Source organism: Amycolatopsis thermalba, assembly GCF_023376025.1.
GTDB lineage: Bacteria > Actinomycetota > Actinomycetes > Mycobacteriales > Pseudonocardiaceae > Amycolatopsis_E > Amycolatopsis_E thermalba.
In genome coordinates this window covers 5475822-5502358 of the sequence record NZ_CP091196.1, presented here as the reverse complement: position 1 = coordinate 5502358, position 26537 = coordinate 5475822, and the positions used below count along the sequence as shown (strand labels likewise).

Sequence of the window (26537 nt, the reverse complement as noted above, 5' to 3'; positions counted from 1 at the left end):
TCCGCGGTGTTCGCTGGCCTCCACTCTTGCAGACGTTGAGCGCCTGGCAAGTGTTCCCGGCTGTGTGGGATGTGTGTCACGCAGAATTACCCCGGATGTCGTAGATCAATCCCGCCAGCCGGGACGAAGAGGACTGCCGGAAACCTGTTTCCCGTGGTCAGGACCAGTGTGATGAGGCGGAACCCGGCCCGGGAAAACGGGTGTCAAGCGGCCGCGCGGACGGGCTTGTTCGTTCTCAGCGGAATTCGGCGGACCGGTCCGAGGTGAGATCGTGATCAGTCCGTGTGCGAAACCATCCCCCGCGCGGGGCAGTGCCGGTTCCTGCGAGACACTCGTTGTCATGACGAAGCAGGCGTCGGCGGCCGCGAAGGACCTGGCGGCGGCCGGGGTCGGCGGGGCGCAGATCGCCTGGGCCGACAACAACGGCATCCCGCGGTCGCGGATCGTGCCGCTGAGCGGCCTGGCCGCGGCGGCCACGCGCGGCGTGGGGATCACCTCGTTGTTCGCCGTGTTCGACACGCACGACGTCATCACCTTCGACCACCCCGGGCTGGCCACGCCCTCCGGTGACGTGCGTCTCGTGCCGGTGATCGACCGCCTACGGCGGCTCGCGGGGCAGCCGGCGCTCGCCTGGGCGCCCGGACGGCAGGTCGCCGCCGACGGGTCGCCGTGGCCCTACTGCCAGCGCACGGCCCTGGAGAACGTGGTGTCCGCCACGGCCAGGCGGGGCTACGAGATCCGCGCGGGTTTCGAAATGGAGTTCGCCGTCGCGCCAGCCGGGGCGCCGGACATCGCCTCCGCCCCCGGTCACCACGGCCCCGCCTACAGCCCGCACGCGCTGATCCCGCTCGACGACTTCGTCGCGACCGTGCTGCACGACTTCGAGGCCAACGGCCTGCGGTTGAACCAGTTCCACGCCGAATACGGCCTGGCGCAGCTGGAACTCTCGCTCGCGGCGACCGACCCGGTGTCCGCCGCCGACGACCAGCTGCTGGCCCGCCAGACCCTGCACGCCGCCGCGCACCGGCACGGCCTGCGGCTGAGCTTCGCGCCGATCGTCAGCCCGGACGCGGCGGGCAACGGCTGGCACCTGCACACCTCGGTGTGGCGCAGGGGACGCAACCTGCTGGCCGGGCTGCCGGACGGCGACGGGGCCGGCTACCTCGCCGGGCTGCTGCGGGACCTGCCCGCGATCACCGCGGTGACAGCGCCCAGCGTGCCGTCCACGCTGCGGCTGCGGCCGGGCTACTTCGCCAGCGCGTACGCGTTCTGGGGCGTGGAGAACCGGGAGGCCCCGCTGCGGTACGTGCCGGGGTCGGCGTTGCTCGGCGACGACCACGCCAACGTCGAGCTGAAGCCGTGCGACGCCTCGGCCAACCCGTACCTGGCGCTCGCCGCGGTGATCACGGCCGGGGTCGAGGGGCTGGCGGACGGGCTTGCCCTGCCGGACCCGGTGGGTGAGGACCCGGGCACCTGGACCGAGGACCGCCGTGCGGCCGCCGGAATCACCCGCCTTCCGGACACTCCGGACGAACAGGACAGGGCGCTGGCATCGAGTGGCCGGATGCGTGCGGCGCTGGGGGCGGAGCTGCTCTGCGCGTTCCGCGCGGTGCGGGCCTCCGACCGGCGCTGGGCCGCCGATCGGACGGTCGAGGACATCGTCGCCGCCCACCTCTGGCGGTACTAGTGGCGCTGCTCGACGAGGTGCGCTGGTTCCCCGGCGCCGCGCGCCTCGTCGACCTCGCGCGGGCCGAAATGCCGCAGCAGAAGAGCGAGTCGGCCGCGTTCGTCACGCTGGTTTCCCTGCGGGCGCACGGAATCGCGGTGGCGAGCCAGGACGACACCGCCTCCGCCGGGTCGTCACCGGCGTCGGCCGCGGCGGCGATCGCCGAGTTGTCCGGGGGCGAGCTGACGGCGGTCCCCGCGGAGGGCGCGTGGACCGCCGCGGCGCTCCGGGCGATCCTGGCCGGTGTGCCCGAGCTGGACGTCACGCTGGTGGCCTTTGTGGACACCGCGGACCTCGGCGCGCCGGACACGCCGGACCGGGCTCTGCGCGACTACCTCGACGGCGGGCTGCCGCCGTTCTGGAGTTCCCGTTGGCACGCCCGGAATCCGGTGTTCCTCGCGGGCACGGTCAGCGGTCCCGGCGGCACGCTCGTGGCCGTGGTGGACGGTTACCGCTCGATCGGCCGGGACGGCGTGCACCTGCAGATGCTGGACCGGGTCGTCGCGGCACTGCGCGGGCTGCTGCTGGTGGTGCCCGCCGCCGACGCGCCCGCGGCGCTGGCGCTCGTCGCGCGGGCGCGCCTCACTCCTTAGGCGCGAGCCGGGAGTGTCTGCGGCCGTAGGCGAAGTAGATGGTCAGCCCGATGGCGAGCCACACGGCGAACCGGATCCAGGTCAGCACGTCCAGGTTCAGCATCAGGTACAGGCACGCCAGCGCGGCGACGATCGGCAGCACCGGGGACAGCGGGACGGTGAAGGGCCGCTGGAGGTCGGGGCGCTTGTGGCGCAGCACGGGCACCGCGATCGCGACGATCACCATCGCCGACAGCGCGCCGATGCTGACCATGTCGGACAGTTCGGTGATCGGCACGAACGCCGCGAGCAGGGCGATCAGGATCGCGCCGCTGATCGTCATCCGGTGCGGCGTGCCCCAGCGCGGGTGGGTGGTGCCGATCGGCTTGGGCAGCAGCCCGTCGCGGCCCATCGCGAACCCGATGCGGCCGATGGTGACCAGCTCGACCATCATCACCGAGGTCAGGCCGGTGACCGCGCCCAGCGAGATGAGGGCGCTGACCCAGTGCTGGCCGACCGAGTCGAACGCGGCGGCGAGCGGGGCACCGGCGTCGATGTCGGTGAACGGCACCATGCCGGTCAGCACCAGCGAGACGCCGATGTAGAGCAGGGCGCACACGCCGAGGGCGCCGAGGATGCCGACGCGCAGGTCCTTGCGCGGGTTGCGGGTCTCCTCGCCGAGGTTGGCCAGCGCCTCGAACCCGGTGTAGGCGAAGAACACGATCGCCGCGGCCGACAGCACACCGCCGATGCCGTAGATGGACTGTTCGAGCCCGAGCCCGGCCTGCACGACCGGTTGGTGCAGCACGCTCGCGCCGCTCTCGCCCGGCCGGGCCGGCGGGATGAACGGGGTCAGGTTGGCGCCCTTGATGAAGAACACGCCCACGGCGATGATCAGGACGCACACCGCGACCTTGACGAGTACCAGCACGTTCGTCACCCGGGCCGACTCGCGGATCCCGAGCACGGCGACGACGGTGAGGATCGCGATGATCGCGACGGCGCCGACGTTGACGGTGGCGTCCTCGCCGAACCACTCCTGGGGCAGGCCGAGCAGGTTGGCGAGATACCCGGACCACCCGCGCGACACGACGGCGGCCCCGAGGGCGAATTCGAGGAGCAGGTCCCAGCCGATGATCCAGGCGAACACCTCGCCGAGGGTGGCGAAGGCGTAGGTGTAGGCGCTGCCCGCGGTGGGCACGCTGGAGGCCAGCTCGGCGTAGCAGAGCGCCGCCAGGCCCGCGACGACGGCCCCGATCACGAACGACAACGTCACGGCCGGCCCGGCGTGCGTCTTGGCCTCCACGCCCGCGAGCGTGAAGATGCCGGTGCCGATGATGATCCCGACGCCGAAGCCGACCAGATCCCTGGCCCGCAGGCGGCGCTTCAGGTCGCTGGACTCCTGCCGGGCGAGGACTTCGTTGACGTCGAGCGTTCGGGTGATGCCCATGGTGGAACGTTAGAAGATCACCTGAAGACGCGCAGCGCGGTGGGCGGTTGTTGTGACGAAGGCGCCTTGCAGGCGAAGCGCCTTACGGCGCCGGACGGTCACCTTGGGTGGACCTCCCCCGCCCCCGCTCCTGGATTGTGTTTCGGTCGCCGAGCAGGGTGTCAAGGCGGGAAAGTGATGTGCTCCGAGAATGTCGGACGCGGCTCGAGCGGAGCGTATCACGCAACGTGCTTGCCGAACATCGATCCGGCGGGCAGTCGGATACGGTGCGCTGCCCCGGTGTTGAGCTGCGTGATATCGCCGACCAGCCGCGCACCAGCTCGGCATGCCCGCACCGATAGCCGTAGGTGCGCTTCGAGGCGGCGAACACCACGTGAATCTGCTCGATCAACAATCCCCGGCGCTGTTCCTGCGCCGAGACCGTGCGACGCTCCCAGTCGTAGAAGCCCGAGCGTGACACACCCATCAGCCGACACATCAGGGCCACGTCGAAATGCGCCTTCTCCGCTGCAATACACGCGTAGCGCTGGGCTACCGTTGTTCTTTCGCGAAGAAGGCTGCCGCTTTTCAGGAACGCGTTCTCCTGCTCCAGTTCGCGGATACGCCGCTCCAGCTCGCCCACCTGGCCCCGCGTCGCGGTCGGCGACTCTTCAGCTCTCTTCTTTTTCTCGGCCGTCACCCAGTTGTGCACCGTCTGCGCGACCACATCAACATCGCGCGCCGCTTCGGTATAGCTCAGCCCGCCCTCGAGTACCGCGTTGACGACCGTGGAGCGGGGGCGGGGGAGGTCTGGTGCGTGGTCGGTCCACTGCCGTTGCCGGCTTGCGGTTCAGCCGTGGTGCTGGAAAAGAAAAAAGCCCGGGCCACCGTCGGCAGCCCGGGCTCTTCTCTTCTGCTAGTCCAGGTAGTCCCGGAGGACCTGCGACCGGCTGGGGTGGCGCAGCTTGGACATGGTCTTCGATTCGATCTGGCGGATGCGCTCGCGCGTGACGCCGTAGACCTGGCCGATCTCGTCTAAAGTCCGCGGCTGACCGTCGGTCAGGCCGAAGCGCAGCCGGACCACGCCGGCCTCGCGCTCGGACAGCGTCTGCAGCACCGACTGGAGCTGGTCCTGCAGCAGCGTGAACGACACCGCATCGACCGCGACGACCGCTTCCGAGTCCTCGATGAAGTCGCCCAGCTGCGAGTCGCCCTCGTCGCCGATCGTCTGGTCCAGCGAGATCGGCTCGCGGGCGTACTGCTGGATCTCCAGGACCTTCTCCGGGGAGATGTCCATCTCCTTCGCGAGCTCCTCGGGGGTGGGCTCGCGGCCGAGGTCCTGCAGCAGCTCACGCTGTATGCGGCCGAGTTTGTTGATCACCTCGACCATGTGCACCGGAATGCGGATGGTGCGCGCCTGGTCGGCCATGGCGCGGGTGATCGCCTGCCGGATCCACCACGTCGCGTAGGTGGAGAACTTGTAGCCCTTGGTGTAGTCGAACTTCTCGACCGCACGGATCAGGCCCAGGTTGCCCTCCTGGATCAGGTCCAGGAACGCCATGCCGCGACCGGTGTAGCGCTTGGCCAGCGACACGACCAGCCGGAGGTTCGCCTCCAGCAGGTGGTTCTTGGCGCGCTCCCCGTCCCGGATGATCCAGCGCAGGTCACGGCGCATCTGGGTGGCGAGCTTCTCGCCCTCCTCCTCGGCGACGCGCAGCCGCTCCGCCGCGTACAGGCCGGCCTCGATCCGCTTGGCGAGCTCGACCTCCTCCTCGGCGTTGAGCAGCGCGACCTTGCCGATCTGCTTCAGGTACGCGCGCACCGAGTCCGCGGACGCGGTGAGCTCGGCGTCCTTGCGGGCCTGCCGCAGGGCCTCCGACTCCTCCTCGTCCCAGACGAAGTCGCGGTCGGTCGACTTGGCGCCCGACTTGGCCGGCGTCTTCTCGTCCGGCTCGTCCTCGTCGAGATCCTCCGCCTCGTCGGTGACGGTCGCGTCGACGACGTCGACCTCCACCTCGCTCTCGAGGTCGGCGAGATCGGCTTCGAGGTCGACGTCCTCGATCTCCTCGCCGCCGGGGCCGTCCGGCTCCCCGTCGTCGGTCTTGCCGGCCTTGCGGGTGGAGCGGCCCTTGGCCGGAGCCTTCTTCGGGCCCTTGGCCGCGGCCGGCTTCCGGGTGGTCGCCTTCTTCGTGGCGCCGGAGCCCTGAGCCTCGGCCTCGGTCACGTTCTCACGGCCCGCGTCGGGTTCCGCGCTCACGTCGGCGGCGCTCGTTGTCTTCGTGCCGCTTCGGGTAGCGGTTTTTGCGGCTGCCACGTACGCCCTTTCGCAGCGGTCGATCACGGCGAGCCGGGATGGTGCGTCCCGGCCGCCTCAGATTCGGGGAACGTCCCGCGGCCTGCGGTTTTGTCCTCCGCGACCGTGGGCCGTGTTCCATTGTAACGACGATACGCCGGTGTGTTGCGGCCGATCATCGGTCGAACTCGGCGAACCCGGTCCGGGACTCAGTGCTCCAGGCCCTCGGCGGCCGCCAGCGCCGCGCCCACGATCCCCGCGTTGTTCTGCAGCGATGCGACCAGGACCGGTGTCCTGATCTCCAGCAGCGGGACCCATTTCTCGGCCTTCTTGCTGACCCCGCCGCCCACGATGAACAAATCCGGCCAGATGAGGTTCTCCAGCACGGAAAGGTAACGGTTCACGCGCTTGGCCCACTGCGGGTAGGACAGGCCCTCGTTGTCCTTGACCGAGGCGGCCGCCTTCTTCTCCGCGTCGTGCCCGTCGACCTCGAGGTGGCCGAACTCGGTGTTCGGCATCAGGGTGCCGTGCTGGAAGAGGGCGCTGCCGATGCCGGTGCCGAAGGTCAGCAGGGTGGTGACGCCCTTGCGGGCCGCCGGGTCGCCGTAGCGGATCTCGGCCATGCCGGCCGCGTCGGCGTCGTTGAGCATCGCGATGTCGTCCTCGTGGCGGTCCAGCCGCTTGGCGAACAGCGCGTCCGCGTCGGTGCCGATCCAGGCGGGGTCGATGTTCGCCGCCGTGTGCGCGACGCCCTTCTTCACCACCGCGGGCAGCGTGATGCCGACCGGGCCGTCCCAGCCGAAGTGGGCCACGATCTGGGCCACCACGTCGGCCACCGCGTCCGGGGTCGCCGGGCGCGGGGTGTCGATCCGGAAGCGGTCGCCGATCAGTGCGCCCTTTTCCAGGTCGACAAGGGCGCCCTTGATACCGCTGCCGCCGATGTCGATTCCGAAACCTCGGGTCGCCGTCATTGGCGCCGTCCCTTCTCGCTCGATTCAGAAACCTGTGCCGGAGACTTTAACCGGGTGTGGTCCCATGGTGGACGTGGGAGCTGCCGAAACAGAGTTGAAGGACGTCGCGGTCCGGGTCGCGGCCGAGGCCGCGGACCTGGTCCGCCGTGCCCGTGACGCCATGGTCGCAGGTGAGGCGGTGTCGGTCGAGACCAAGTCGACCGACACCGACGTGGTCACCGCGGCCGACCGCGCGGCCGAGCAGCTGGTGCGCGACCGGCTGGCGGAGCTGCGGCCGGGGGACCACGTGCTGGGGGAGGAGGCCGGCGGCTCCGCCGGTGACGGGGTGACGTGGGTGGTGGACCCGATCGACGGCACCGTGAACTTCCTCTACGGCGCGCCCCTGTTCGCCGTGTCGCTGGCGGCGCAGGTGGACGGGGTGTCGGTGGCCGGGGCGGTGGTGGAGCCGGTCAGCGGGCGCTGCTGGACGGCCGTGCGGGGCCAGGGCGCGTGGCTGGACGGGCGGCGGCTGGCGGTGTCCTCGCCGTCGCGGCTGGAGCTGAGCCTGGTCGGCACCGGGTTCGCCTACCAGGCCGAGCGGCGGGCCCGGCAGGCCCGGTTCGTGTCCGGGCTGCTGACCAGGGTGCGGGACGTGCGCCGGGCCGGGGTGGCGTCGCTGGACCTGTGCGCGGTGGCGGCCGGGTGGCTGGACGGGTACGTGGAGCACGGGCTGAACCGGTGGGACTGGGCGGCCGGGGCGCTGATCGCGGCCGAGGCGGGCGCGGTGGTGCACCTGCCGGGCGCGGACCCGGCGCTGGGGGAGGACGCGACCTTCGCGGCGGCCCCGTCGATCGCCGAGGCGCTCTACGACGCGGCAGTGGAGTGCGGCGTCAAGGACGTGTAGCGCCGGGTGGCCCGCGGGCGCGGATGAGGGTGGCCCGCTGCCGCGCCCGTGCGCCCGCGTTGGCGGGGCCACGCGCCGAGCGCGGAACTCGCCTCCCCGAGTGGGGGACTCGCGCGCGTGAGCGCGGAACTCACCTGCCGGAGTGGGGACTCACCTGCCCGAGCGTGGAACTCGCGGGCGGATGAGGCTGGCCGCCGCGGCACCCTTCCGCCCGTGTTGGCGGCGCCTGCGCGCCGAGCGTGGAACTCGCCTGCCGGGCCCGAGCGCGGAACTCACGTGCCGGAGCGTGGAACTCCCCGGACCGTGCGTGGGACTCGCGGGCGAGGATGAGACTGGCCCGCCGCGGCGCCCGTCCACCCGCGTTCGCGGGGCCACGCGCCGAGCGCGGAACTCGCCTGCCGGGTTGCAGGACTCGCCGGCCGGAGTGCGGGGCCCGTCGGCCCGAGTGGGGACTCGCGCGCGTGAGCGTGGGACTCGCCAGCCGCAGCGTGGAACATGCGCGCGTGAGCGTGGGACTCGCCAGCCGCAGCGTGGAACTCGCGGGCGGATGAGGCTGGCCGCCGCGGCACCCTTCCGCCCGTGTTGGCGGCGCCTGCGCGCCGAGCGTGGAACTCGCCTGCCGGGCCCGAGCGCGGAACTCACGTGCCGGAGCGTGGAACTCCCCGGACCGTGCGTGGGCCTCGCGGGCGCGGCTGAGGCTGGCCCGCTGCCGCGCCCGTCCACCCGCGTTGGCGGGGCCGCGCGCCGAGCGCGGAACTCGCCTGCCGGGTTGCAGGACTCGCCAGCCGGAGTGCGGGGCCCGTCGGCCCGAGTGGGGACTCGCGCGCGTGAGCGTGGGACTCGCCAGCCGGAGCGTGGGACTCGCGGGCGGATGAGGCTGGCCGCCGCGGCACCCTTCCGCCCGTGTTGGCGGCGCCTGCGCGCCGAGCGTGGAACTCGCCTGCCGGGCCCGAGCGCGGAACTCACGTGCCGGAGCGTGGAACTCCCCGGACCGTGCGTGGGACTCGCGGGCGCTGGATGAGGCTGGCCGCCGCGGCGCCCGTCCACCCGCGTTCGCGGGGCCACGCGCCGAGCGCGGAACTCGCCTGCCCGAGTGGGGACTCGCGCGCGTGAGCGCGGAACTCGCCAGCCGCAGCGCGGAACTCGCCAGCCGGAGCGTGGGACTCGCTGGGCCGAGTGGGGGACTCGCCAGCCGGAGCGTGGGACTCGCCTCCCCGAGTGGGGGACTCGCCGGGCCTCAGCAGGTGCCGGGGCGCGCGGCGGCCAGCAGTGCCTCGTCGATCGGCGGGGGGCTCACCGCGGACTGCTCGCCGCCGTCGCCGTCGTGCTGGGCCGACCACGCCTGCAGCTGCGCGAGGATCTCGCGCGCCGCCTGCGTCGGCACCACGTCGCCGAAGGCGCTGCCGATCGCCAGGTCCACGCTGGCGTCCTCGCGGTTGTCCCGCACCAGCTCGACGCACGGCACGACCAGGCTGAGCGTGCGCGCCGCGGAGCTGCCGTTGTCACCGAAGCGCAACTGGCCGCGGCAGGCCGCCTCGGCGGTCGCGTAGGCGGGGTCGTTCTCGGGCGGCGCGATCTGCGTGAAACCCAGCTGCCGCAGGCTTTCCGTGGTGATCGCGGCCTGCCCGCGCTTCTCGCTGGCGTTGAGCACCTTCACCGCGATCCGGTCGGCGGGCACCGGTGTCGTCCCGTCGAGCGCGGTGTACCCCAGGTTGGTGTACGTCACCCCGGGCGGTGGCGTGGGCGGCGGATCGCACCGCAGCGCCGCGTCGATGTCCTGCTTGCTGGTGATCGCGCGCACCCAGATGAACATCGCGATGAGGCCGAGCACTCCGATCACGATCAGGGCGGGCAGCGGACGGCGCTTGCGGTAGGGCCGCGATCTCCGGTTGCCGTAACCGATCCCCGACGACACCTGCCCCATCCCTTCGATCGAAGACCCGAACACCCGCTCGCCCGAACCGTCGTTCCTGATCAGCGTAGGCGTTACAGTGCACCAGCGCCGTCACCCGGCCGAAGCCGGGGTCCGTGTCGCACGGTCCCATGAACCTCCCCGCACCGCGTTCCCCCTGTTGGGTGACGTACGTCCTGCTTCGAATGACACTCTGCGCGTCCGGGTAAAGCGTGAGCTACCCTCTGCGGGCTCCGCCCGTGGATCAGGTATCGAAACACGTTGCTGAAGAGAGACCTGGCTCACTACGGCGGCGGGCACAAACCGGGGCGCTGGGACGTTGTCCAGCGGCACGATGGCATGCGAACAGCGTGCTTGAACAGTGATTACAGAGCTGATCGCAGGGGTGAGGGACAATGGCGACCGACTACGACGCTCCGCGCCGCAGCGAAGCCGACGAGCTCGCCGAGGACTCGTTGGAGGAGCTGAAGGCTCGCCGGAACGAGACGCAGTCCGGCGTGGTGGACGTGGACGAGGACGCGAGCGCGGAGAACTTCGAGTTGCCGGGCGCGGACCTGTCCGGGCTGTCGGGTGAGGACCTGACGGTGAAGGTGGTGCCGAAGCAGGCGGACGAGTTCACCTGCTCCGTGTGCTTCCTGGTGCACCACCGCAGCCGGCTGGCGGAGGAGCACAACGGGCAGATGATCTGCCGCGACTGCGCGTGACACCGCGGGCGGCCGGGCTACTTCCCTGAGCGGAGCAGCTCGGCCAGTGCCTCCGGCCGGCGGGTACTGAACACCCAGTAGGGGGTCGGGTCCGCGGGATCGGTCAGGTGCACGCGCAGCAGCGAACCGACCCAGCCGCGATGCGTCACGTAAGCGGCGGGGTCGAGTTCCGGTCCCATCGCCTTCCGCTTCCGGTCCTTCCCGATGACCTCGACCTCACCGACGAACCGCAACGGCAGATGAGCGTCCCCGACCTCCAGCTCGTCGCCGGTCACCCGGATCCGGGCCCGGCCCATCGCCACCAGCAACGCCACGGCCAGCGGCATCAGCACCGCGAACGGCAGCCACAACGGCACCGCCGGGTAGCCGAGGTGGATCTCGTAGGCCAGCAGCGCCGCGCCCGCCAGCGGCAGCGGCCAGCCCCACCACGACAGGTACAGCCGTTCGGAATACCGCGTCCGGCCGTCTCCCGTGGCCGTCTCACCCACCGCACCGGCCGCGCTCGCGTGCTCACCCATGCCTTCAGGGTAGTCTCGCCGCCCGTGTCCCCCGTTCAGGTCCTGCTCACCCGGCTCGATCCGGGCGTCCCGATCCCGTCCTACGCCCGGTCCGGTGACGCCGGCGCCGACCTCGTGACGACCACCGACGTCGTCCTGGAGCCCGGCGAGCGGGCGCTGGTGGGTACCGGCGTGGCGATCGCGCTGCCGCCGGGCTACGCCGGGTTCGTGCACCCGCGCTCGGGACTGGCCGCGCGCACCGGGCTGTCCGTGGTGAACACGCCGGGCACCATCGATTCCGGCTACCGCGGGGAGATCAAGGTGTGCCTGGTCAACCACGACCGCACCGAGCCGATCCGGCTCGCGCGGGGTGACCGGATCGCGCAGCTGGTGGTCCAGCGCGTGGAGACGGCCGAGTTCGTGGAGGTCGCGGAGCTGGCGGCCACCGAGCGCGGGGCCGGCGGGTACGGATCGACCGGCGGGCATGCGACGCTGACCGGAAACCCCGGGGAAGGAACGAGGAAGTAGTGGGCATCTTCGGACGCAAGAAGCGGGGCCGCCACGCGATGGCCGACCCCGACGAGTCCTGGGAAGAGGACGTCGCCGAGGAGCCGGAAGAGGACCCGGAGCCGGACGCCTCCGAGGGGCCGTTCGACGTCACCGAGGCGCCCGAGGACGGCCGGCCGCGGATCGACCTCGGCTCGGTGCGGGTCCCGGTGCCCGACGGCACCCAGGTGCAGGTCGAGATGGACCCGCAGGCCGGTGGGGTGCGGGCGGTGCACGTGGTGACGGCCCACGGGCAGGTCACCGTGAGCGCCTACGCCGCGCCGCGGTCGGGCGGGCTGTGGCGCGAGGTGATCGCCGAGCTGACCGACCAGCTGCGCACCGACGGCGCCAAGGTCGCCCCCGGCCAGGGCGAGTGGGGGCCGGAGCTGTCCGCGCTGATCGGTGACGTCGCGCTGCGGTTCGTCGGGGTGGACGGCCCGCGCTGGATGCTGCGCGGCGTGATCGCCGGACCGCAGTCGATGGCCGCCGAGGCGCCCGCGGTGCTACGCGACATCGTCCGCGGCACGATCGTCGACCGGGGCGACGCGCCGATGCCGGTGCGCACGCCGCTGCCGATCACGCTGCCGGACGCGGTGGCGGAGCACATCGCGCAGCAGCAGGCGCAGCAGTAGGGGGCCCGCCCCACCGTGATCGCGGGAGCGCGCACCAGTGTGCGTGCTCCCGGCGGGCGGAAAGCTCTTGATCATGTCGCTGATCGAGAGCCGGGCGGGTCTGCACCGCCCGCTGGTAGTCGTCACCGCCGTGATGGCCGTGCTGGCCGCGGTCGCCGTGGTGGGCCTGTTCGCTGATCCCCGGCAGCTCGTCGGCGCTCCCGTCTGGAGCAAGACGGCCAAGTTCGCCGTCTCGATCGCGCTGTACACGGCCACTCTGTCGGGGATGCTGTCCCTGCTGCCCAGGGCGCGGCGCTGGGGCTGGTGGATGGGCACGGCCGTGGCCGCCGGGCTGACCGTCGAGATGGTGCTGATCATCGGGCAGACGATCGTCCGCGGGCGGCGCCTGCACTTCAACTTCGCGACCGAGGCCGACCGGTTCATCCACAACCAGATGGCCACCGCGGTGTACCTGCTCTGGGCCGCGACCCTGGTCGTCGCGCTGCTGCTGGTGTGGCAGCGCCTGGCCGACCCCGCGCGGGCCTCGGCGATCCGCGCCGGGCTCTTCCTGGCGCTGACCGGGATGGCGCTGGGCATGCTGATGTTCACCCCGACCCCGGAACAGCAGGCCGTGATCGACGCGGGCGGTGAGCCCGCAGTCGTCGGGTCGCACAGCGTCGGGGCGCCAGAGGACGGGCCCGGCCTGCCGCTGACCGGCTGGAGCGTGGACGGCGGCGACCTGCGGATCGCGCACTTCGCCGGCCTGCACGCGCTGCAGCTGATCCCGCTGCTGGCGTTCGGCCTGGAGGCGCTGGCCCGCCGGGTGCCCGTGCTGCGGGCCGCGGTCGTGCGGCGGCGGCTGATCCGGATCGCGGCGGTGGAGTACCTCGGCCTGATCGTCTTGCTGACCTGGCAGGCGCTGCGTGGTCAGGCGCTGCTGCGACCGGACGGCGCGACCCTGCTCGCCGCGGCCGCGTTGGCGGTCACCGCCGTGGCGGCCGCCGCGGCGGCGGTGCGGACCTCACCCGCCCGCCTGGAGCCAGGCCAGCAGTGCGGCCCGGCCCAGTGACTCGCGGTCGGCGCCCAGCGCCGCCAGCGTGGTCTCCCGGACCACGGCCCGGGGAAGCGCTTTCGCCCAGGCGTGCGCCACCGCGGCCGGGTGGACCGGATCGTCCGTGCACGCGGCGATTCCGACCGGGATGTCCAGTTCCGCCAGCGCCTCCAGCGTCGGCGCGGGGTGGGCCGCCGCGACGCGCAGGCTCGCCGCCAGGCCGTCGCCGTGCCGGCGCCACGCCCGCGTCAGCTCGGCGCCGAGCCACGGCGCCACCCCGGCCGTCGCCAGCCGCAGCGCCTCGTCCAGCCCGTGCGCGTCGACCAGGTCGGCCGACGCGCGCGCGGCGAGCGAGGCCGGCGCCTCGCCCGGATGGCCGCACCACGCGGGCATCGCGAGCAGCAGTCCGGCGCATTTGCCCGGATTGCGCACCGCCCATTCGGCCGCCAGATGCGCCCCCAAGGAGACGCCTCCGGCGAGCACCGGGCCGTCCGCGGCCGCCTCGTCGAGCGAAGTGAGCAGGCCCGCCGTCACCGCCGCCCCGCGCGGCGGCGGCGGGGCCACCGTGCGCATCCCGAACGCGGCCAGCGGACCTGCGAAAACGGACCGGACGAACACCTCGTCCGAGCCCGTCCCGGGTAGCAGAACGGCGGCCGGTTTCGGCATAGCGGACGTCACGTTGCGATCTTGCCGCAAAGCCGTTGTGCTGGCCCCCACGAGGTTAGGCTGGATGACGTACGGGCCGTTCGAGTCGGGGGCCCTGGAACAGGAGCAGACGCCTATGTCCGCCAAAGACGGCGGCTATTTCAGCCGGCTGGTACGCAAGCTGACCAGCGACGTCGAGGAACTCGACGCTGATGATCTGTCCGAAAAATCCGAGGCCGGCGGTGCGCGACGAGCCTGCGACTGCCGGTCGGGCGAAGAGGTGACCGTCCTGGGGCGGTTACGCAGCGTGGAGCTGTGTCCCACGAAAGAGGCGGCGACACTGCGTGCCGAGTTGTTCGACGGCACGGAGGGCGTGACGCTAGTCTGGCTGGGACGGCGCCGCATCCCGGGCATCGAACCGGGCCGGACCATCAAGGTCCGTGGCCGCATGGCCGAGCGAGACGGCCAGAAGGTGCTGTACAACCCGTTCTACGAGCTGCAGACGACCTCCTGAATTGGTAACCGCGTGACTGAACCTGCCCGTCCAGGCGACAAGACCGACGACCGCCCCGCCGAGTCCGAGTCCGGGGCCGAGCCTGGGCGGGTGGGTGAGCGGCCCGAGCCCACGATGCTGGAGCAGATGGGCGGCGTGTCCGGGCTCGTCTACTCCTCCGTGCCGATCGTCGTGTTCGTGCTCGCGAACTCGTTCTTCGGGCTCACCGTGGGCATCTGGAGCGCGGTCGCCAGCGCCGCGCTGATCACGATCGTGCGCCTGGTGCGCCGCGAGTCGCTGCAGCCGGCGATCTCCGGCCTGTTCGGCGTGGGCATCGGCGCGTTCATCGCCTACCGCACCGGGTCGGCGAAGGGGTTCTTCCTGTTCGGGATCTGGGCGAGCCTCGTCTACTGCGGCGTGTTCGTGGCGTCCGTGCTGGTCCGCTGGCCGCTGGCTGGCGTGATCTGGAACTTCCTCAACGGCACCGGCACCGCGTGGCGCCGGGACAAGCCGTCGCGCCTCGGCTACGACATCGCCACCCTCGCGCTCGCCGCCGTCTTCGGCGCGCGGTTCGTGGTGCAGCGGTGGCTCTACGACGCCGACTACACCGGCTGGCTGGCCTTCGCCAAGATCGCGATGGGCTGGCCGCTGTACGGGCTGGCGCTGCTGGTCGTCGTGTGGGCCGTGCGCCGCTCCGACAAGCGCCTCAAGGCCCTCGAAGAGGCCCGCGTCGCCGAGGAGGCCGACGTCGAGGCCCGCCTCCGGCTCAAGTACGGCCAGCCGCCGCAGGAGGCCTAGCGCCGCCGGTCCGGCTGCACGCGGATGCCGGTGAGCAGCCAGCCCAGGCCCCGGTCGAAGTTGCCCCGCATCTCCGCCGCGCTCGGCTGCCGCTCGGTGCCCGCTCCCGGGGGCAGGTGGCGGGTGAACGCGGCGAAACCGATCGTATAGACGATCAGCACCCGCAACGCCTCCGGCACGGCCGGTTCGGCGACCTCCGCCCGGCGCAGGAGCGCGGCGGTGATCTCCCCGAGGCGCTGCGCGTTGGGGCCGTGCGCGCCCTGCCGGCTCAGGTAGAGCGGCACGAGGTCCGCGTGGTCCAGGAGCACCGTGTAGGTCGAGGTCATCAGCCGCTGCAGGCCCTCGGCCGGGTCGCCGTCCTCCGTCGGCGTGTCGACCTCGGCGAGCACGTCGTCCAGCACCGCGTCGAGCAGGGCCGTCTTGCTCGCGACGTGGCTGTAGAGGGCGTTCGGCGCGACGTCGAGCCGCGCCGCCAGCGCCCGCATCGACAAGCCGGTCAGCCCCCGCTCGGACAGCAATTCGCGCGCGGCGCCGACCACCGCCGCGCGGGTCAGTCCGGCGCGATGACCAGGAGCACGTTCCACGACGCCTACTGTACAGTGTCCAGTATGAATTGGACGCCGTACAGCTGGAGGCTGCGGAAGTGATCCCTGGACTGGTCGAGCGCACGGTTGCGGTGGACGGCTCGAGCGTGCACGTGGCACACGGCGGCGCCGGGCACCCGGTGTTGCTCCTCCACGGTTTCCCCCAGACCCACCTGGCGTGGCGGCACGTGGCCGCCTCGCTGGCCGCGGACTTCCACGTGGTGTGCCCGGACCTGCCCGGTTACGGCGCGAGCGCCCCGCCGCCGGGCGACGACCCCGCCGCGTACGCGAAACGCGTCACGGCCGCCACGATGGTCGCGCTGATGCGCGAACTCGGTCACGAGCGGTTCAGCGTCGTCGGGCATGACCGGGGAGCGCTGGTCGCCTTCCGGGCCGCGCTCGACCACCCCGGTGTCATCGAGCACCTCGCCGTGCTCGACGTGATCCCGACCGTGGACAACTGGGCCGCGCTGCACGGCGCCGGCGGGGTGTTCGCGTTCCACCTGTACCTGCTCGCGCAGGGTTCCGGCCTGCCGGAGCGGATGATCGGGGCAGCCCCGGACGTGTTCTTCGGTCACTTCCTGGACACCTGGACGGCCGAGCCGGGCGCGATCCCGGCCGACGTCCGGGCCGCCTACCTGGCCGCGGCGGGCACTCCGGCCGCGATCCACGCGATCTGCCAGGACTACCGCGCCAGCGCGTTCGTCGACGCCGGGCACGACCAGGCCGACCGCGACGCCGGCCGCACGCTGACGATGCCGGTCCTGGCGATGTGGCAGGACCCCGGCGAGGTGGTCCTGCCGTTCGACCCGCGGCAGCTGTGGGCGAGCTGGGCGCCGGACCTGCGCACGCGGGTCCTGCCCTGCGGCCACTTCCTGCCGGAGGAACGCCCCGGCGAGGTCACCGCCGCGATCCGGGACCTCCTCGGCCGCCAGTAGCCCAGTGCGCTAGTAACCGAGCGCCTTGCGGATGTCGTTCTCCACCTCGGCGCTGGCCACGAACAGCAGCTCGTCGCCGGGCTCCAGCGGGTCCTCCGGCTGCGGCACGATCACCCGGTCGCCGCGCAGGATCGTCACCAGCGCGGCGTCCCGCGGCAGCGCCAGGTCGCTCACCGGGCGCCCGGCCAGCGGGGTCTGGTCCGGCAGGGTCAGCTCGACCAGGTTGGCCTGCCCCTGCCGGAACGTCAGCAGCCGCACCAGGTCGCCGACGCTGACCGCCTCCTCGACCATCGCGGCCAGGATCCGCGGCGTCGACACGGCGACGTCCACGCCCCACGCGTCGGTGTAGAGCCACTCGTTGGCCGGGTTGTTCACCCGCGCCACCACGCGCCGCACCGCGAACTCGGTCTTCGCCAGCAGCGACACGACCAGGTTCACCTTGTCGTCACCGGTCGCGGCGATCACCACGTCGCAGCGCTCGATGCCGGACTCCTCCAGCGTCGAGACCTCGCACGCGTCGCCGAGCACCCAGTCGGCCTGCTCGACGGCGTCCGGTTCGAACTGCCCGTCCTGCCGCTCGATCAGCATGACCTGGTGGCCGCCGTCGATCAGCTCCTTGGCGATCGACCGGCCCACCGCGCCGGCCCCCGCGATCGCGACCCGCATCAGGCTTCCTCCTCCGGCGCACGCGCCGCAATGCTCGTCACGTCGCCGACGGTCCCGGACTTCGCGGCCACGTAGACCAGATCGTCCGCCTGCAACACCGTCTTGGAATCGGGCAGAACGGGCGTGCCGAACCGCATGATGAACGCGACCCGCGCGCCGGTCGTCTCCTGCAGCTCGGTGACGCTGCGGCCGACCCAGCCCTCGTGCAGCGGCAGCTGCAGCACCGCGACGTTGCCGCTGGGGTCCCGCCACGCCGAAGCCACCCCGTCGGGCAGCAGCGTGCGCAGGAACCGGTCGGTCGTCCACGGCACGGTCGCCACCGTCGGGATGCCCAGCCGCTCGTAGACCGCCGCGCGCTTGGGGTCGTAGATGCGGGCCACGACGTGCTCGACGCCGAAGTTCTCGCGGGCCACCCGCGCGGAGATGATGTTGGAGTTGTCGCCGCTGGACACCGCCGCGAAGGCGCCCGCCTTCTCGATGCCGGCGTCGATCAGCACCTGCCGGTCGAAGCCCATGCCGAGCACCTGCTGGCCGTGGAAGTCGCTGCCGAGCCGCCGGAACGCCTCCTGCGTCTTGTCGATCACCGCGACCTCGTGACCGAGGCGCTCGAGGGCCGCGGCCAGGGACGCGCCCACCCGGCCGCACCCCATGATCACCACGTGCACGTCCTGCCTCCTGTGTGTCACCCGAACGGCGGTTACCCGGTAGATGCCGACGCAGAACCTACCTTGTCCGGCCCCTTCGCGGACCCGCCCGTACCCTTCTGACGTGTCGAAGATTGCGACCGCCACCAAACGGCTGCTCGTCGGCCGTCCGTTCCGCAGCGACCGGCTGTCCCACACCCTGCTGCCGAAGCGGATCGCGCTGCCGGTGTTCGCCTCCGACCCCATGTCGAGCGTCGCCTACGCGCCGGAAGAAATCCTGCTCACCCTGTCGGTGGCCGGGTTGTCCGCCTACGCGTTCAGCCTGTGGATCGGCGTCGTCGTCGTGGTGGTCATGCTCGCCGTGGTCGCCTCCTACCGGCAGAACGTCCGCGCCTACCCCTCCGGCGGCGGCGACTACGAGGTCGCCACCGTCAACCACGGGCGCAGGTGGGGCCTGGTGGTCGCGAGTGCGCTGCTGGTCGACTACATCCTCACGGTCGCGGTGTCGATCTCGTCGGCCGCGGCGAACATCGGCGCGGTCGTGTCGTTCGTGAACGAGCACAAGGTGCTGTTCGCCGTCGCCGCGATCGTCGTGCTCGCCGCTGTCAACCTGCGTGGCATCCGGGAGTCCGGCAGCGCCTTCGCGATCCCGACCTACGCGTTCGTCTTCGGCATCCTGTCGATGATCATCTACGGCCTGGTCCGGGTCATCGTGCTGGGACAGGACGTGCGCGCGGAGAGCGCTCATTTCGAGATCGCCGAGAACAGCGAGCACCTCGCGGGCATCGGCTTCGCCTTCCTCGTGCTGCGCGCGTTCTCCTCCGGGAGCGCGGCGCTGACCGGCGTCGAGGCGATCAGCAACGGGGTGCCGGCGTTCCGCAAGCCGAAGTCGAAGAACGCCGCGACCACCCTGCTGCTGATGGGTGTGATCGCGGTCACGATGTTCATGGGGCTGCTGGTGCTCGCGCACGTGAGCGGCGCGGTGATCGTCGAGGACACGGCGCACCTGGTCGGCGCCCCGGCCGGCTATGAGCAGAAGACCCTGGTCGCCCAGCTGGCCGCCGCGGTGTTCGCCGGGTTCCCGCCCGCGGTGTGGTACATCGTGTTCTTCACCGGCCTGATCCTGGTGCTGGCGGCCAACACGGCCTTCAACGGCTTCCCGGTGCTCGGCTCGATCCTGGCCAAGGACCGGTTCCTGCCGCGCCAGCTGCTCACCCGCGGCGACCGGCTGACCTTCTCCAACGGCATCATCTTCCTCGCCGGGTTCGCGACGATCCTGGTGATCGCGTTCGACGCCGAGGTCACGCGGCTGATCCAGCTCTACATCGTCGGCGTGTTCGTCTCGTTCGTGCTGAGCCAGAGCGGCATGATCCGGCACTGGAACCGGCTGCTCCGGACGGAGACCGACCCGCTCGCGCGGCGCCGGATGCGCCGGTCGCAGGCGATCAACTCGTTCGGCCTGTTCATGACGGCCGCAGTGCTGATCATCGTGCTGATCACCAAGTTCCTGCTCGGCGCGTGGATCGCGATCGCCGCGATGGTGGTGATCTACCTGCTGATGACCGCGATCCGCAAGCACTACGACCGGGTCGCCGAGGAGCTGGCCGCGCTGGACGGCAGCCCGACCGTGCTGCCCTCGCGCAACCACGCGATCGTGCTGGTGTCCAAACTGCACCTGCCGACCATGCGCGCCCTGGCCTACGCCAAGGCGATGCGGCCGGACGTGCTGGAGGCGGTGACGGTCAACGTGGACGACGCCGAGACGCGCCAGCTGGCCGCCGACTGGGAGGCCAAGGGCTTCAAGGTGCCGCTGAAGGTCGTCGAGTCGCCCTACCGCGAGATCACCCGGCCGGTGCTGGACTACGTCAAGCGCGTGCGCGGCGACAACCCGCGGGACGTGGTGACCGTGTTCATCCCGGAGTACGTGGTCGGGCGCTGGTGGGAGCAGCTGCTGCACAACCAGAGCGCCCTGCGGCTCAAGGGGCGGCTGCTGTTCCAGCCGGGCGTGATGGTGACCAGCGTGCCGTGGCAGCTGGCGTCGTCGGCGAAGGCGGTGCGGCGCGCGGCGCGGACCCGTCCGGCGGCCGGTGACGTGCGGCGCGGCTTCATCGAGGACGGGGCTGCCGGTAACGGGGCCGGCAAGGACGGCGGGAAGTGACCGGGCAGGACTGGACCGGCCGGATCCTGGAGCTCGACGTGGGACCCGTGGCCCACGGCGGGCACTGCGTGTCCCGGGTGGACGGCCGGGTCGTGTTCGTGCGGCACGCGCTGCCCGGCGAGCTGGTGCGGGCCGAGGTCACCGAGGACAAGGGCGGCTCGTTCTGCCGCGCGGACGCGGTGGAGGTGCTCCGCGCGGTGCCGGAGCGGGTCGATCCGCCGTGCCCGCTGGCGGTGCCGGGGCAGTGCGGTGGCTGCGACTGGCAGCACGCGACGCCGGAGTTCCAGCGGGAGCTCAAGGGCCGCGTGGTGGCCGAGCAGCTGCAGCGGCTGGCCGGGCTGGAGTGGCCGGTCGAGGTCGAGGCGCTGCCCGGGGACGTGCTGGGCTGGCGGTCGCGGGTCCGGCTGGTCGCCGGCCAGGACGGGCGAGCCGGGTTGCGGGCGCACCGCAGCCACCGGGTCGTGGCGCTGGAGAAGTGCCCGATCGCGGTGCCGGGCGCGCTGGACCGGGCGCTGTCGCGGCGGTGGCGGCCGGGCACCGAGATCGAGGTGACCAGCGACGGGGACGGCCAGGTGCACGCCCGCGAGCTGGCGACCGTGCGGGGCAAGCGCCGGGCGCGGCAGCTGGCCGGCGGGGTGGCGGTGCAGCACGCGGCCGGGCGGGAGTGGCGGTTGCAGGCCCACGGGTTCTGGCAGGTGCACCCGGCGGCGGCGGAGACGTTCGCCGCGGTGGTGCGGGAGTGGGCGCGGGCCTCGCCGGGGGCGCTGGCCTGGGACCTCTATTCGGGGGTCGGGTTGTTCGCCTCGGTGCTGGCCGCGCAGGTCGGGGTGACCGGGCACGTGGTGGCCGTCGAGTCGGGGCACCGGGCGGTGCGCGACGGTGAGCAGAACCTGGCGGACCTGCCGCAGGTGAGCTGGCGGGCGGGCCGGACCGAGCACGTGCTGCGGTCGCTGTCCGGGCGGCCGGAGGTCGTGGTGCTGGACCCGCCGCGGTCCGGGGCCGGGCGGGACGTGGTGCGGGCGGTGGCCGCGGCCGGGCCGGAGCGGGTCGTGTACGTGGCGTGTGATCCGGCGGCGCTGGCCCGGGACGTGGCCACGTTCGCCGAGTCGGGGTACCGGCTGGAGCGGTTGCGGGCGTTCGACGCGTTCCCGATGACCCATCACGTGGAGTGCGTGGCGCTGCTGGCGCGCTGAGGCTCCGGAAATTGTCGGTGCCCTCCGGCATGATGCGGGCATGACATCGCTGCGTGGTTCGCGGGCCGGACGGGGGCCGCCGGCTCCGTTGCTGGTGCGTGCGCGAAACCGTTGACCGGCAAGGGAGACCTCGTGGCGGAGTCCACTGTGGAGACTTTCGCCGTCCTGCTGTGCGATGCCGCGCGGCGGCGGCTGGGTGAGCTGGCGGCGCGGGAGCTGGCCGGCCCGCGTTACGACGCGGGGCTGATCGACCGGGCGGCGGAGCTGGCGCTGCGCGAGGTGCTGGCGCGGCTGTGGCGGACCGGGTGGCAGCCGCGGGACGTGCACCAGATCGCGCTGCGGCGGCTGGACCGGCGTGGCGTGGCGCTGACTTCGGATGTGCTCGCCGGGTGCGACGGCGCCGGGCGGCCGTTGTTGGCGCGGTGGTCGGAGCGGCACGGCGTCGAGCGGGTGACGGCGCTGCTCGTGGTGCTGGCGGTCCTGGAGGTGCTGTTGCCGCTGCCGCGGTTGCCGGACGTGCCGGTTCCGGAGGAGCGGGCGGCCGGGGTGGACGAGAAGATGCTGGCGCGGATCCGGGCGCTGCTGGCGAAGGCGGAGTCGACGTCGTTCCCGGAGGAGGCGGAGGCGCTGTCGGCGAAGGCGCAGCAGCTGATGAGCCGGTACTCGTTCGAGCGTGCGCTGGTGGAGGGGGTCGCGGCGCGGTCCGGTTCGGCGCGGCGGTTCTGGCTGGAGCAGCCGTACCTGGGCCCGAAGTCGTCGCTGGTCACCGCGGTCGCGACGGCGAACCGGTGCCGGGCGGCGTTCTACGCGAAGCTGGGTTTCGTGGCGCTGGTGGGTCACGAGGTGGACCTGGACCTGGTGGAGTTGCTGTCGACGTCGCTGCTGGTGCAAGCCAACGAGGCGATGCTGGCCGCCGGCCGCGGAGCGAGAACCCGCTCGTTCCGGCACGCGTTCCTGCTCGCGTACGCCACCCGAATCGGCGAGCGCCTGACCGAGGCGGACCGCACGGCAGGCGCCCAGTTCGCCGATTCGCGCTTGCTGCCGATCCTGACTCGCCGTCGGCAGGAGGTGGACACGCTGTTCGCGGAACTGTTCCCCCACACAACGCGCCACAGGACAACCATCAGCAACGGCGAGGGCTGGACAGCCGGCCGAGAAGCAGCCAACCACGCCCGGCTGACGGTGGAGCGCACGGAACTGGGGGCTGGTTAGGAGGGGTCTTTCGTGGGGGCTGCATTGCCGGATGCGCTCCTGGCCACCCGGCGATGGGTTCTTCACGGAGACACGCCGGGCCTGGCGCACGGTTCGCCGCGGGGCGCTGCCGATGCACCGGTTGGCCCTGAGGCACCGCCAGTGGCTGGTTCGTCTCGAGGCGCTGCCCAGGCGGAGTTTCATCTTGAGCGTCGCCCAGGCGCGGTCCGCGTTGAGGTGCTGCCCAGGGGCGCCGTTGCTCCGCGGGGCCGTCAAGGGCACCGCCCGCGTGCGGCGGCGCTCCCCGCTGCGCCCCGCGCCGCGCCCCGCCGCGCCCCGCCTCGCCGCGCTACCGCCGCGCTTCGCGCTACCGCCGCGCTTCGCGCTACCGCCGCGCTTCGCGCTACCGCCGCGCTTCGCGCTACCGCCGCGCTTCGCGCTACCGCCGCGCTTCGCGCTACCGCCGCGCTTCGCGCTACCGCCGCGCTTCGCGCTACCGCCGCGCTTCGCGCTACCGCCGCGCTTCGCGCTACCGCCGCGCTTCGCGCTACCGCCGCGCTTCGCGCTACCGCCGCGCTTCGCGCTACCGCCGCGCTTCGCGCTACCGCGGCTCCACCCCACCCCACCCCACCTCACCTCACCCTGGCCGCAGCGCCGCCCCCAGCACGTCCCGGTTCAAGCGGCCGATCGTCTCCAGCGGGATCCCCTTCGGGCAGACCGCCGTGCACTCGCCGCTGTTGGTGCATCCGCCGAAGCCCTCCGCGTCCTGCGCGGCCACCATCGTCACCGCCCGTGGGAGCCGTTCCGGCTCGCCCTGGGGCAGGGTTCCCAGGTGCGTCGTCTTGGCGGCGGTGAACAGCATCGCCGAGCCGTTCGGGCACGCGGCCACGCAGGCGCCGCAGCCGATGCAGGCCGCGGCTTCGAACGCGCGGTCCGCGGCGGGTTTCGGCACCGGCGTCGCGTGTGCGTCGGGGGCGCTGCCGGTCGGCGCGGTGATGTACCCGCCCGCCTCGATGATCCGGTCCAGCGCCCCGCGGTCCACCACCAGGTCCTTGACCACCGGGAACGCCCGCGCCCGCCACGGCTCGACCGTCACCGTCTGCCCGTCCGCGAAGTGCCGCAGGTGCAGCTGGCACGTCGTGGTCGCCCGCTGCGGACCGTGCGCCGTGCCGTCGATCACGACCCCGCACGCCCCGCAGATCCCCTCCCGGCAGTCGTGGTCGAACGCCACCGGCTCGTCGCCCGCCGCGGTGAGGCGCTCGTTCAGCACGTCGAGCACCTCCAGGAACGACATGTCCGGCGACAGGTCGTCCACCTCGTACCGCACCAGCCGGCCACGGTCGGCCGCATCCTTCTGCCGCCAGATCTTCAACACGAGTTTCACGAGTAGCTCCGCTGACTGGGGGTGACATGGTCGAACGTCAGGGCTTCGCGGTGCAGCACCGGCGGCTTCCCGGGCCCGGTGAACTCCCACGCGGCCACGTACGAAAACGCGGCGTCGTCGCGCTGGGCCTCACCGTCGACGGTCCGGCTCTCCTCCCGGAAGTGCCCGCCGCAGGACTCGGTGCGGTGCAACGCGTCCACGCACATCAGCTCCGCCAGCTCCAGGAAGTCCGCGACCCGCCCGGCCTTCTCCAGCGACTGGTTCAGCGAAGCGCCCGAACCCGGCACCCGCAGCCGCGCCCAGAACTCCTCCCGCAGCGCCGGGATCAGCTCCAGCGCCTTCCGCAGCCCCGCCTCGGTGCGGCTCATCCCGCAGTGCTCCCACAGCACCGCACCCAGCTCGCGGTGGAAGTCCTCGGCGGACCGGTCCCCGTCCACAGCCAGCAGCCGCGCGATCCGGTCCTCGACCTCCGCCTGCGGCCCGGACACGTCCCCCACGGCAGGGAACGGCCCGTCGGCCAGGTAGTCGCCGATCGTCGTGGGCAGGATGAAGTACCCGTCCGCGAGGCCCTGCATCAGGGCGCTCGCCCCGAGCCGGTTGGCGCCGTGGTCGGAGAAGTTCGCCTCGCCGATCACGAACAGCCCGGGGATCGTGCTGCGCAGGTCGTAGTCGACCCACAGCCCGCCCATCGTGTAGTGCACCGCCGGGTAGATGCGCATCGGCACCCGGTACGGATCGTCCCCGGTGATCCGCTCGTACATCGCGAACAGGTTGCCGTAGCGGGATTCCACGCCGTCCCGCCCGAGCCGGGAAAGCGCGTCCGCGAAGTCCAGGTACACCCCGCGCCCGCCGGGTCCGACGCCACGGCCCGCGTCGCACACGCTCTTCACCGCGCGGGAGGCGATGTCGCGCGGCACGAGGTTCCCGAACGCCGGATACCGTCGCTCCAGGAAGTAGTCCCGCTCGGCCTCGGGGATCTCCGACGGCGGCCGCGCGTCGCCGGGGGTGACGGGCACCCACACCCGCCCGTCGTTGCGCAGCGACTCGCTCATCAGCGTGAGCTTCGACTGGTGCCCGCCGCTGACCGGGATGCACGTCGGGTGGATCTGCGTGAAGCACGGGTTGGCGAACAACGCGCCCCGCCGGTGCGCGCGCCAGATCGCGGTCGCGTTGCAGCCCTTGGCGTTGGTGGACAGGTGGAAAGCGTTGCCGTAACCGCCGGTGGCCAGCACCACCGCGTCCGCGACGTGCGTGGAGATCTCGCCGGTGACCAGGTCCCGCACCACGACCCCGCGCGCCCGGCCGTCCACCACGACCAGGTCGAGCATCTCGGTGCGCGGGTGCATCGCGATTCGCCCGAGGTGGATCTGCCGCGCCATCGCCTGGTACGCGCCGAGCAGCAGCTGCTGCCCGGTCTGCCCGCGGGCGTAGAACGTCCGGGACACCTGCGCGCCGCCGAACGACCGCGTGTCCAGCAAGCCGCCGTACTCGCGCGCGAACGGCACGCCCTGCGCCACGGCCTGGTCGATGATCCGCACGCTCAGTTCGGCGAGGCGGTGCACATTGGACTCCCGGGCCCGGAAGTCGCCGCCCTTCACCGTGTCGTAGAACAGCCGGTGGATGCTGTCGCCGTCGCCGCGGTAGTTCTTGGCCGCGTTGATCCCGCCCTGCGCGGCGATGCTGTGCGCGCGGCGCGGGCTGTCCTGGTAGCAGAACGAGCGAACCCGGTAGCCCAGTTCGGCCAGGGTCGCGGCGGCCGACGCGCCGGCCAGCCCGGTGCCGACCACGATGACCGAGAGCCGCCGCCGGTTGGCGGGGTTGACCAGGCGGGCGGTGAACCGCCGCCGCTCCCAGCGCTGCGCGAGCGGGACGTCCGGCGCGCGGGTGTCGGAGATCGGGGTTCCTTCGACGAACACGGTGCTCACCCGGCCAATCCGGTGACGACGGCGAACGGGACGGACAGGTACCCGGCGATGACGACGACCGCCACGCCGAGCGCGACGCCCTGCGCGGTGCGCCGCGCGGCGCCGGAGGAGCCGAGGCTCTGCAGCGCGCTCCACAGCCCGTGCCGGATGTGGCATCCGAGGGCGACCACCGCCAGCGTGTAGACCAGCGTCACGTACCAGAGCCGGAAGTCGGCGGTGACGTTGTCGTGCACGGCGCCCGGCACGCCGTTCGGGTTGAGGTGACCGGTGGTCAGGTCGAGCACGTGGTAGACGACGAACAGCGCGAGGATCACCCCGCCCCAGCGCATGGTCCGCGCCGCGTAGCCGCCCTGGACGCGCCCGCGGTGGGCGTAGCGGACCGGCCGGGCGGCGCGGGCGCGGCGTGCCAGGCGGGCCGCGGTGACGGCGTGCAGCACGACGCAGACGACCAGGCCGGTGCGCAGCACCCACAGGAACCCGGAGTGACCGAGGACGCTGTCCAGGATCGTCCGCAGCCAGGCCGCGTAGTGGTCGAAGCTCGCCGCGGAGACGAAGAACTTGAGGTTGCCCAGCATGTGCGCGATGACGAAGAGCAGCAGGAACAGGCCGGTCACGGCCATGATCGCCTTCTGCCCGACGGTCGAGGACCACAGGCCGCGCGGTCGTGGTGGTGAGGAGCGTTCGAGAAGGGCCACTCCGGCAGCGTGCGGCCGGGGAGATCGA

25 protein-coding genes and 1 pseudogene are annotated in these 26537 nt (G+C 72.3%); 13 read left to right on the top strand and 13 right to left on the bottom strand.

Annotated features, from left to right (window positions below; all coding sequences use genetic code 11):
* The first annotated feature begins 340 nt into the window (after positions 1-340).
* Together L1857_RS26675 and L1857_RS26670 are read left to right on the top strand one after the other, a co-directional pair.
* The gene (locus L1857_RS26675; protein WP_249466616.1) at positions 341-1687 is read left to right on the top strand and encodes a type I glutamate--ammonia ligase; all 1347 of its coding nucleotides are present in this window, start codon (positions 341-343) and stop codon (positions 1685-1687) included.
* Positions 1687-2319 carry a DUF6885 family protein gene (locus tag L1857_RS26670; protein ID WP_094009020.1) on the top strand — a complete coding sequence of 211 codons (633 nt, stop codon included), beginning with the start codon at positions 1687-1689 and terminating at the stop codon, positions 2317-2319. The genes L1857_RS26675 and L1857_RS26670 overlap by 1 nt, the downstream gene beginning before the upstream one ends.
* Here L1857_RS26670 and L1857_RS26665 read toward each other — a convergent pair.
* The 4 genes and pseudogenes from L1857_RS26665 to ppgK form a co-directional block, all read right to left on the bottom strand.
* Positions 2309-3748: an amino acid permease gene (locus tag L1857_RS26665; RefSeq protein WP_094009019.1), complete on the bottom strand. Its 1440-nt coding sequence runs from the start codon at positions 3746-3748 to the stop codon at positions 2309-2311. The two genes, L1857_RS26670 and L1857_RS26665, sit on opposite strands and share 11 nt — an antisense overlap.
* A gap of 82 nt (positions 3749-3830) precedes the next feature.
* Positions 3831-4508 (bottom strand): annotated as a pseudogene (locus tag L1857_RS26660) (transposase); the annotation flags it as partial.
* 135 nt (positions 4509-4643) lie between these two features.
* Positions 4644-6068, bottom strand: a complete 1425-nt coding sequence (locus L1857_RS26655) for an RNA polymerase sigma factor (RefSeq protein ID WP_369806809.1) — start codon at positions 6066-6068, stop codon at positions 4644-4646.
* Between the two features lie 161 nt (positions 6069-6229).
* Positions 6230-6991: a polyphosphate--glucose phosphotransferase gene (ppgK, locus tag L1857_RS26650; protein WP_094007171.1), complete on the bottom strand. Its 762-nt coding sequence runs from the start codon at positions 6989-6991 to the stop codon at positions 6230-6232.
* Between the two features lie 64 nt (positions 6992-7055).
* Between ppgK and L1857_RS26645 the strand changes: the two genes are divergently transcribed.
* Positions 7056-7874: an inositol monophosphatase family protein gene (locus L1857_RS26645; protein ID WP_249466613.1), complete on the top strand. Its 819-nt coding sequence runs from the start codon at positions 7056-7058 to the stop codon at positions 7872-7874.
* A gap of 1237 nt (positions 7875-9111) precedes the next feature.
* Here L1857_RS26645 and cei read toward each other — a convergent pair.
* A complete protein-coding gene (cei, locus tag L1857_RS26640) occupies positions 9112-9789 on the bottom strand; it encodes an envelope integrity protein Cei (RefSeq protein ID WP_162830980.1) in 678 nt (225 codons plus the stop codon).
* A gap of 392 nt (positions 9790-10181) precedes the next feature.
* Here cei and L1857_RS26635 point away from each other — a divergent pair, with 392 nt between their 5' ends.
* The gene (locus L1857_RS26635; RefSeq protein ID WP_017983710.1) at positions 10182-10490 is read left to right on the top strand and encodes a DUF4193 domain-containing protein; all 309 of its coding nucleotides are present in this window, start codon (positions 10182-10184) and stop codon (positions 10488-10490) included.
* 17 nt (positions 10491-10507) lie between these two features.
* Here the strand turns inward: L1857_RS26635 and L1857_RS26630 are convergent, their stop codons facing one another.
* Complete coding sequence (locus tag L1857_RS26630; protein ID WP_094007177.1) at positions 10508-11008, bottom strand: DUF3093 domain-containing protein; 501 nt, start codon at positions 11006-11008, stop codon at positions 10508-10510.
* Between the two features lie 24 nt (positions 11009-11032).
* Here L1857_RS26630 and dut point away from each other — a divergent pair, with 24 nt between their 5' ends.
* From dut to L1857_RS35460, 3 genes are all read left to right on the top strand, one after another.
* Positions 11033-11515 carry a dUTP diphosphatase gene (gene dut, locus L1857_RS26625; protein WP_094007178.1) on the top strand — a complete coding sequence of 161 codons (483 nt, stop codon included), beginning with the start codon at positions 11033-11035 and terminating at the stop codon, positions 11513-11515.
* On the top strand, positions 11515-12165 hold the full coding sequence (locus L1857_RS26620; RefSeq protein ID WP_094007179.1) for a DUF3710 domain-containing protein: 651 nt from the start codon (positions 11515-11517) through the stop codon (positions 12163-12165). The genes dut and L1857_RS26620 overlap by 1 nt, the downstream gene beginning before the upstream one ends.
* Positions 12166-12238: 73 nt before the next feature.
* Positions 12239-13213, top strand: coding sequence for a hypothetical protein (locus L1857_RS35460; RefSeq protein ID WP_116109869.1), 975 nt, complete (start codon positions 12239-12241; stop codon positions 13211-13213).
* Here L1857_RS35460 and L1857_RS26610 read toward each other — a convergent pair.
* Entirely contained in the window at positions 13166-13861 is a 696-nt protein-coding gene (locus L1857_RS26610) for an alpha/beta fold hydrolase (RefSeq protein ID WP_249467483.1), read from the bottom strand. The two genes, L1857_RS35460 and L1857_RS26610, sit on opposite strands and share 48 nt — an antisense overlap.
* 115 nt (positions 13862-13976) lie before the next feature.
* Here L1857_RS26610 and L1857_RS26605 point away from each other — a divergent pair, with 115 nt between their 5' ends.
* The gene (locus L1857_RS26605) at positions 13977-14354 is read left to right on the top strand and encodes an OB-fold nucleic acid binding domain-containing protein (RefSeq protein WP_026153310.1); all 378 of its coding nucleotides are present in this window, start codon (positions 13977-13979) and stop codon (positions 14352-14354) included.
* A 12-nt stretch (positions 14355-14366) separates the two neighbouring features.
* Positions 14367-15131 (top strand): DUF3159 domain-containing protein, encoded by a 765-nt coding sequence (locus tag L1857_RS26600; protein ID WP_240323098.1) that lies wholly within the window; start codon positions 14367-14369, stop codon positions 15129-15131.
* On the opposite strand, the gene L1857_RS26595 is transcribed toward L1857_RS26600, so the two are convergent.
* Positions 15128-15715, bottom strand: a complete 588-nt coding sequence (locus L1857_RS26595) for a TetR/AcrR family transcriptional regulator (protein ID WP_162830979.1) — start codon at positions 15713-15715, stop codon at positions 15128-15130. The two genes, L1857_RS26600 and L1857_RS26595, sit on opposite strands and share 4 nt — an antisense overlap.
* A 59-nt stretch (positions 15716-15774) precedes the next feature.
* On the opposite strand from L1857_RS26595, the gene L1857_RS26590 reads away from it, so the two are divergent.
* Positions 15775-16653, top strand: a complete 879-nt coding sequence (locus L1857_RS26590) for an alpha/beta fold hydrolase (RefSeq protein WP_094007185.1) — start codon at positions 15775-15777, stop codon at positions 16651-16653.
* 9 nt (positions 16654-16662) lie between these two features.
* Here the strand turns inward: L1857_RS26590 and L1857_RS26585 are convergent, their stop codons facing one another.
* On the bottom strand, positions 16663-17319 hold the full coding sequence (locus L1857_RS26585; protein ID WP_094007187.1) for a potassium channel family protein: 657 nt from the start codon (positions 17317-17319) through the stop codon (positions 16663-16665).
* Positions 17319-17984 carry a potassium channel family protein gene (locus tag L1857_RS26580; protein ID WP_116109867.1) on the bottom strand — a complete coding sequence of 222 codons (666 nt, stop codon included), beginning with the start codon at positions 17982-17984 and terminating at the stop codon, positions 17319-17321. Before L1857_RS26580 ends, L1857_RS26585 begins: the two co-directional genes overlap by 1 nt.
* Before the next feature lie 103 nt (positions 17985-18087).
* On the opposite strand from L1857_RS26580, the gene L1857_RS26575 reads away from it, so the two are divergent.
* The 3 genes from L1857_RS26575 (at position 18088) to L1857_RS26565 (ending at position 22526) form a co-directional block, all read left to right on the top strand.
* On the top strand, positions 18088-20121 hold the full coding sequence (locus tag L1857_RS26575) for an APC family permease (protein ID WP_116109866.1): 2034 nt from the start codon (positions 18088-18090) through the stop codon (positions 20119-20121).
* The gene (locus L1857_RS26570; RefSeq protein ID WP_249466610.1) at positions 20118-21314 is read left to right on the top strand and encodes a class I SAM-dependent RNA methyltransferase; all 1197 of its coding nucleotides are present in this window, start codon (positions 20118-20120) and stop codon (positions 21312-21314) included. The genes L1857_RS26575 and L1857_RS26570 overlap by 4 nt, the downstream gene beginning before the upstream one ends.
* Before the next feature lie 132 nt (positions 21315-21446).
* Complete coding sequence (locus L1857_RS26565) at positions 21447-22526, top strand: DUF2786 domain-containing protein (RefSeq protein ID WP_116109864.1); 1080 nt, start codon at positions 21447-21449, stop codon at positions 22524-22526.
* A 616-nt stretch (positions 22527-23142) separates the two neighbouring features.
* On the opposite strand, the gene L1857_RS26560 is transcribed toward L1857_RS26565, so the two are convergent.
* The 3 genes from L1857_RS26560 to L1857_RS26550 are packed head-to-tail and all read right to left on the bottom strand — an operon-like array spanning position 23143 to position 26509.
* On the bottom strand, positions 23143-23889 hold the full coding sequence (locus L1857_RS26560; RefSeq protein ID WP_116109863.1) for a succinate dehydrogenase/fumarate reductase iron-sulfur subunit: 747 nt from the start codon (positions 23887-23889) through the stop codon (positions 23143-23145).
* Positions 23886-25814, bottom strand: a complete 1929-nt coding sequence (locus tag L1857_RS26555) for a fumarate reductase/succinate dehydrogenase flavoprotein subunit (protein ID WP_116109862.1) — start codon at positions 25812-25814, stop codon at positions 23886-23888. The genes L1857_RS26560 and L1857_RS26555 overlap by 4 nt, the downstream gene beginning before the upstream one ends.
* Complete coding sequence (locus L1857_RS26550) at positions 25811-26509, bottom strand: succinate dehydrogenase cytochrome b subunit (RefSeq protein WP_249466608.1); 699 nt, start codon at positions 26507-26509, stop codon at positions 25811-25813. Before L1857_RS26550 ends, L1857_RS26555 begins: the two co-directional genes overlap by 4 nt.
* Positions 26510-26537: the final 28 nt, after the last annotated feature.

Coding starts and splice junctions, on each gene's coding strand:
- L1857_RS26635 (WP_017983710.1), top strand. CDS start 10,182: ATGGCGACCGACTACGACGCTCCGCGCCGCAGCGAAGCCGACGAGCTC.
- L1857_RS26585 (WP_094007187.1), bottom strand. CDS start 17,319: ATGCGGGTCGCGATCGCGGGGGCCGGCGCGGTGGGCCGGTCGATCGCC.
- L1857_RS26605 (WP_026153310.1), top strand. CDS start 13,977: ATGTCCGCCAAAGACGGCGGCTATTTCAGCCGGCTGGTACGCAAGCTG.
- L1857_RS26645 (WP_249466613.1), top strand. CDS start 7,056: ATGGTGGACGTGGGAGCTGCCGAAACAGAGTTGAAGGACGTCGCGGTC.
- L1857_RS26665 (WP_094009019.1), bottom strand. CDS start 3,748: ATGGGCATCACCCGAACGCTCGACGTCAACGAAGTCCTCGCCCGGCAG.
- ppgK (WP_094007171.1), bottom strand. CDS start 6,991: ATGACGGCGACCCGAGGTTTCGGAATCGACATCGGCGGCAGCGGTATC.
- L1857_RS26610 (WP_249467483.1), bottom strand. CDS start 13,861: ATGCCGAAACCGGCCGCCGTTCTGCTACCCGGGACGGGCTCGGACGAG.
- L1857_RS26675 (WP_249466616.1), top strand. CDS start 341: ATGACGAAGCAGGCGTCGGCGGCCGCGAAGGACCTGGCGGCGGCCGGG.
- L1857_RS35460 (WP_116109869.1), top strand. CDS start 12,239: ATGTCGCTGATCGAGAGCCGGGCGGGTCTGCACCGCCCGCTGGTAGTC.
- L1857_RS26630 (WP_094007177.1), bottom strand. CDS start 11,008: ATGGGTGAGCACGCGAGCGCGGCCGGTGCGGTGGGTGAGACGGCCACG.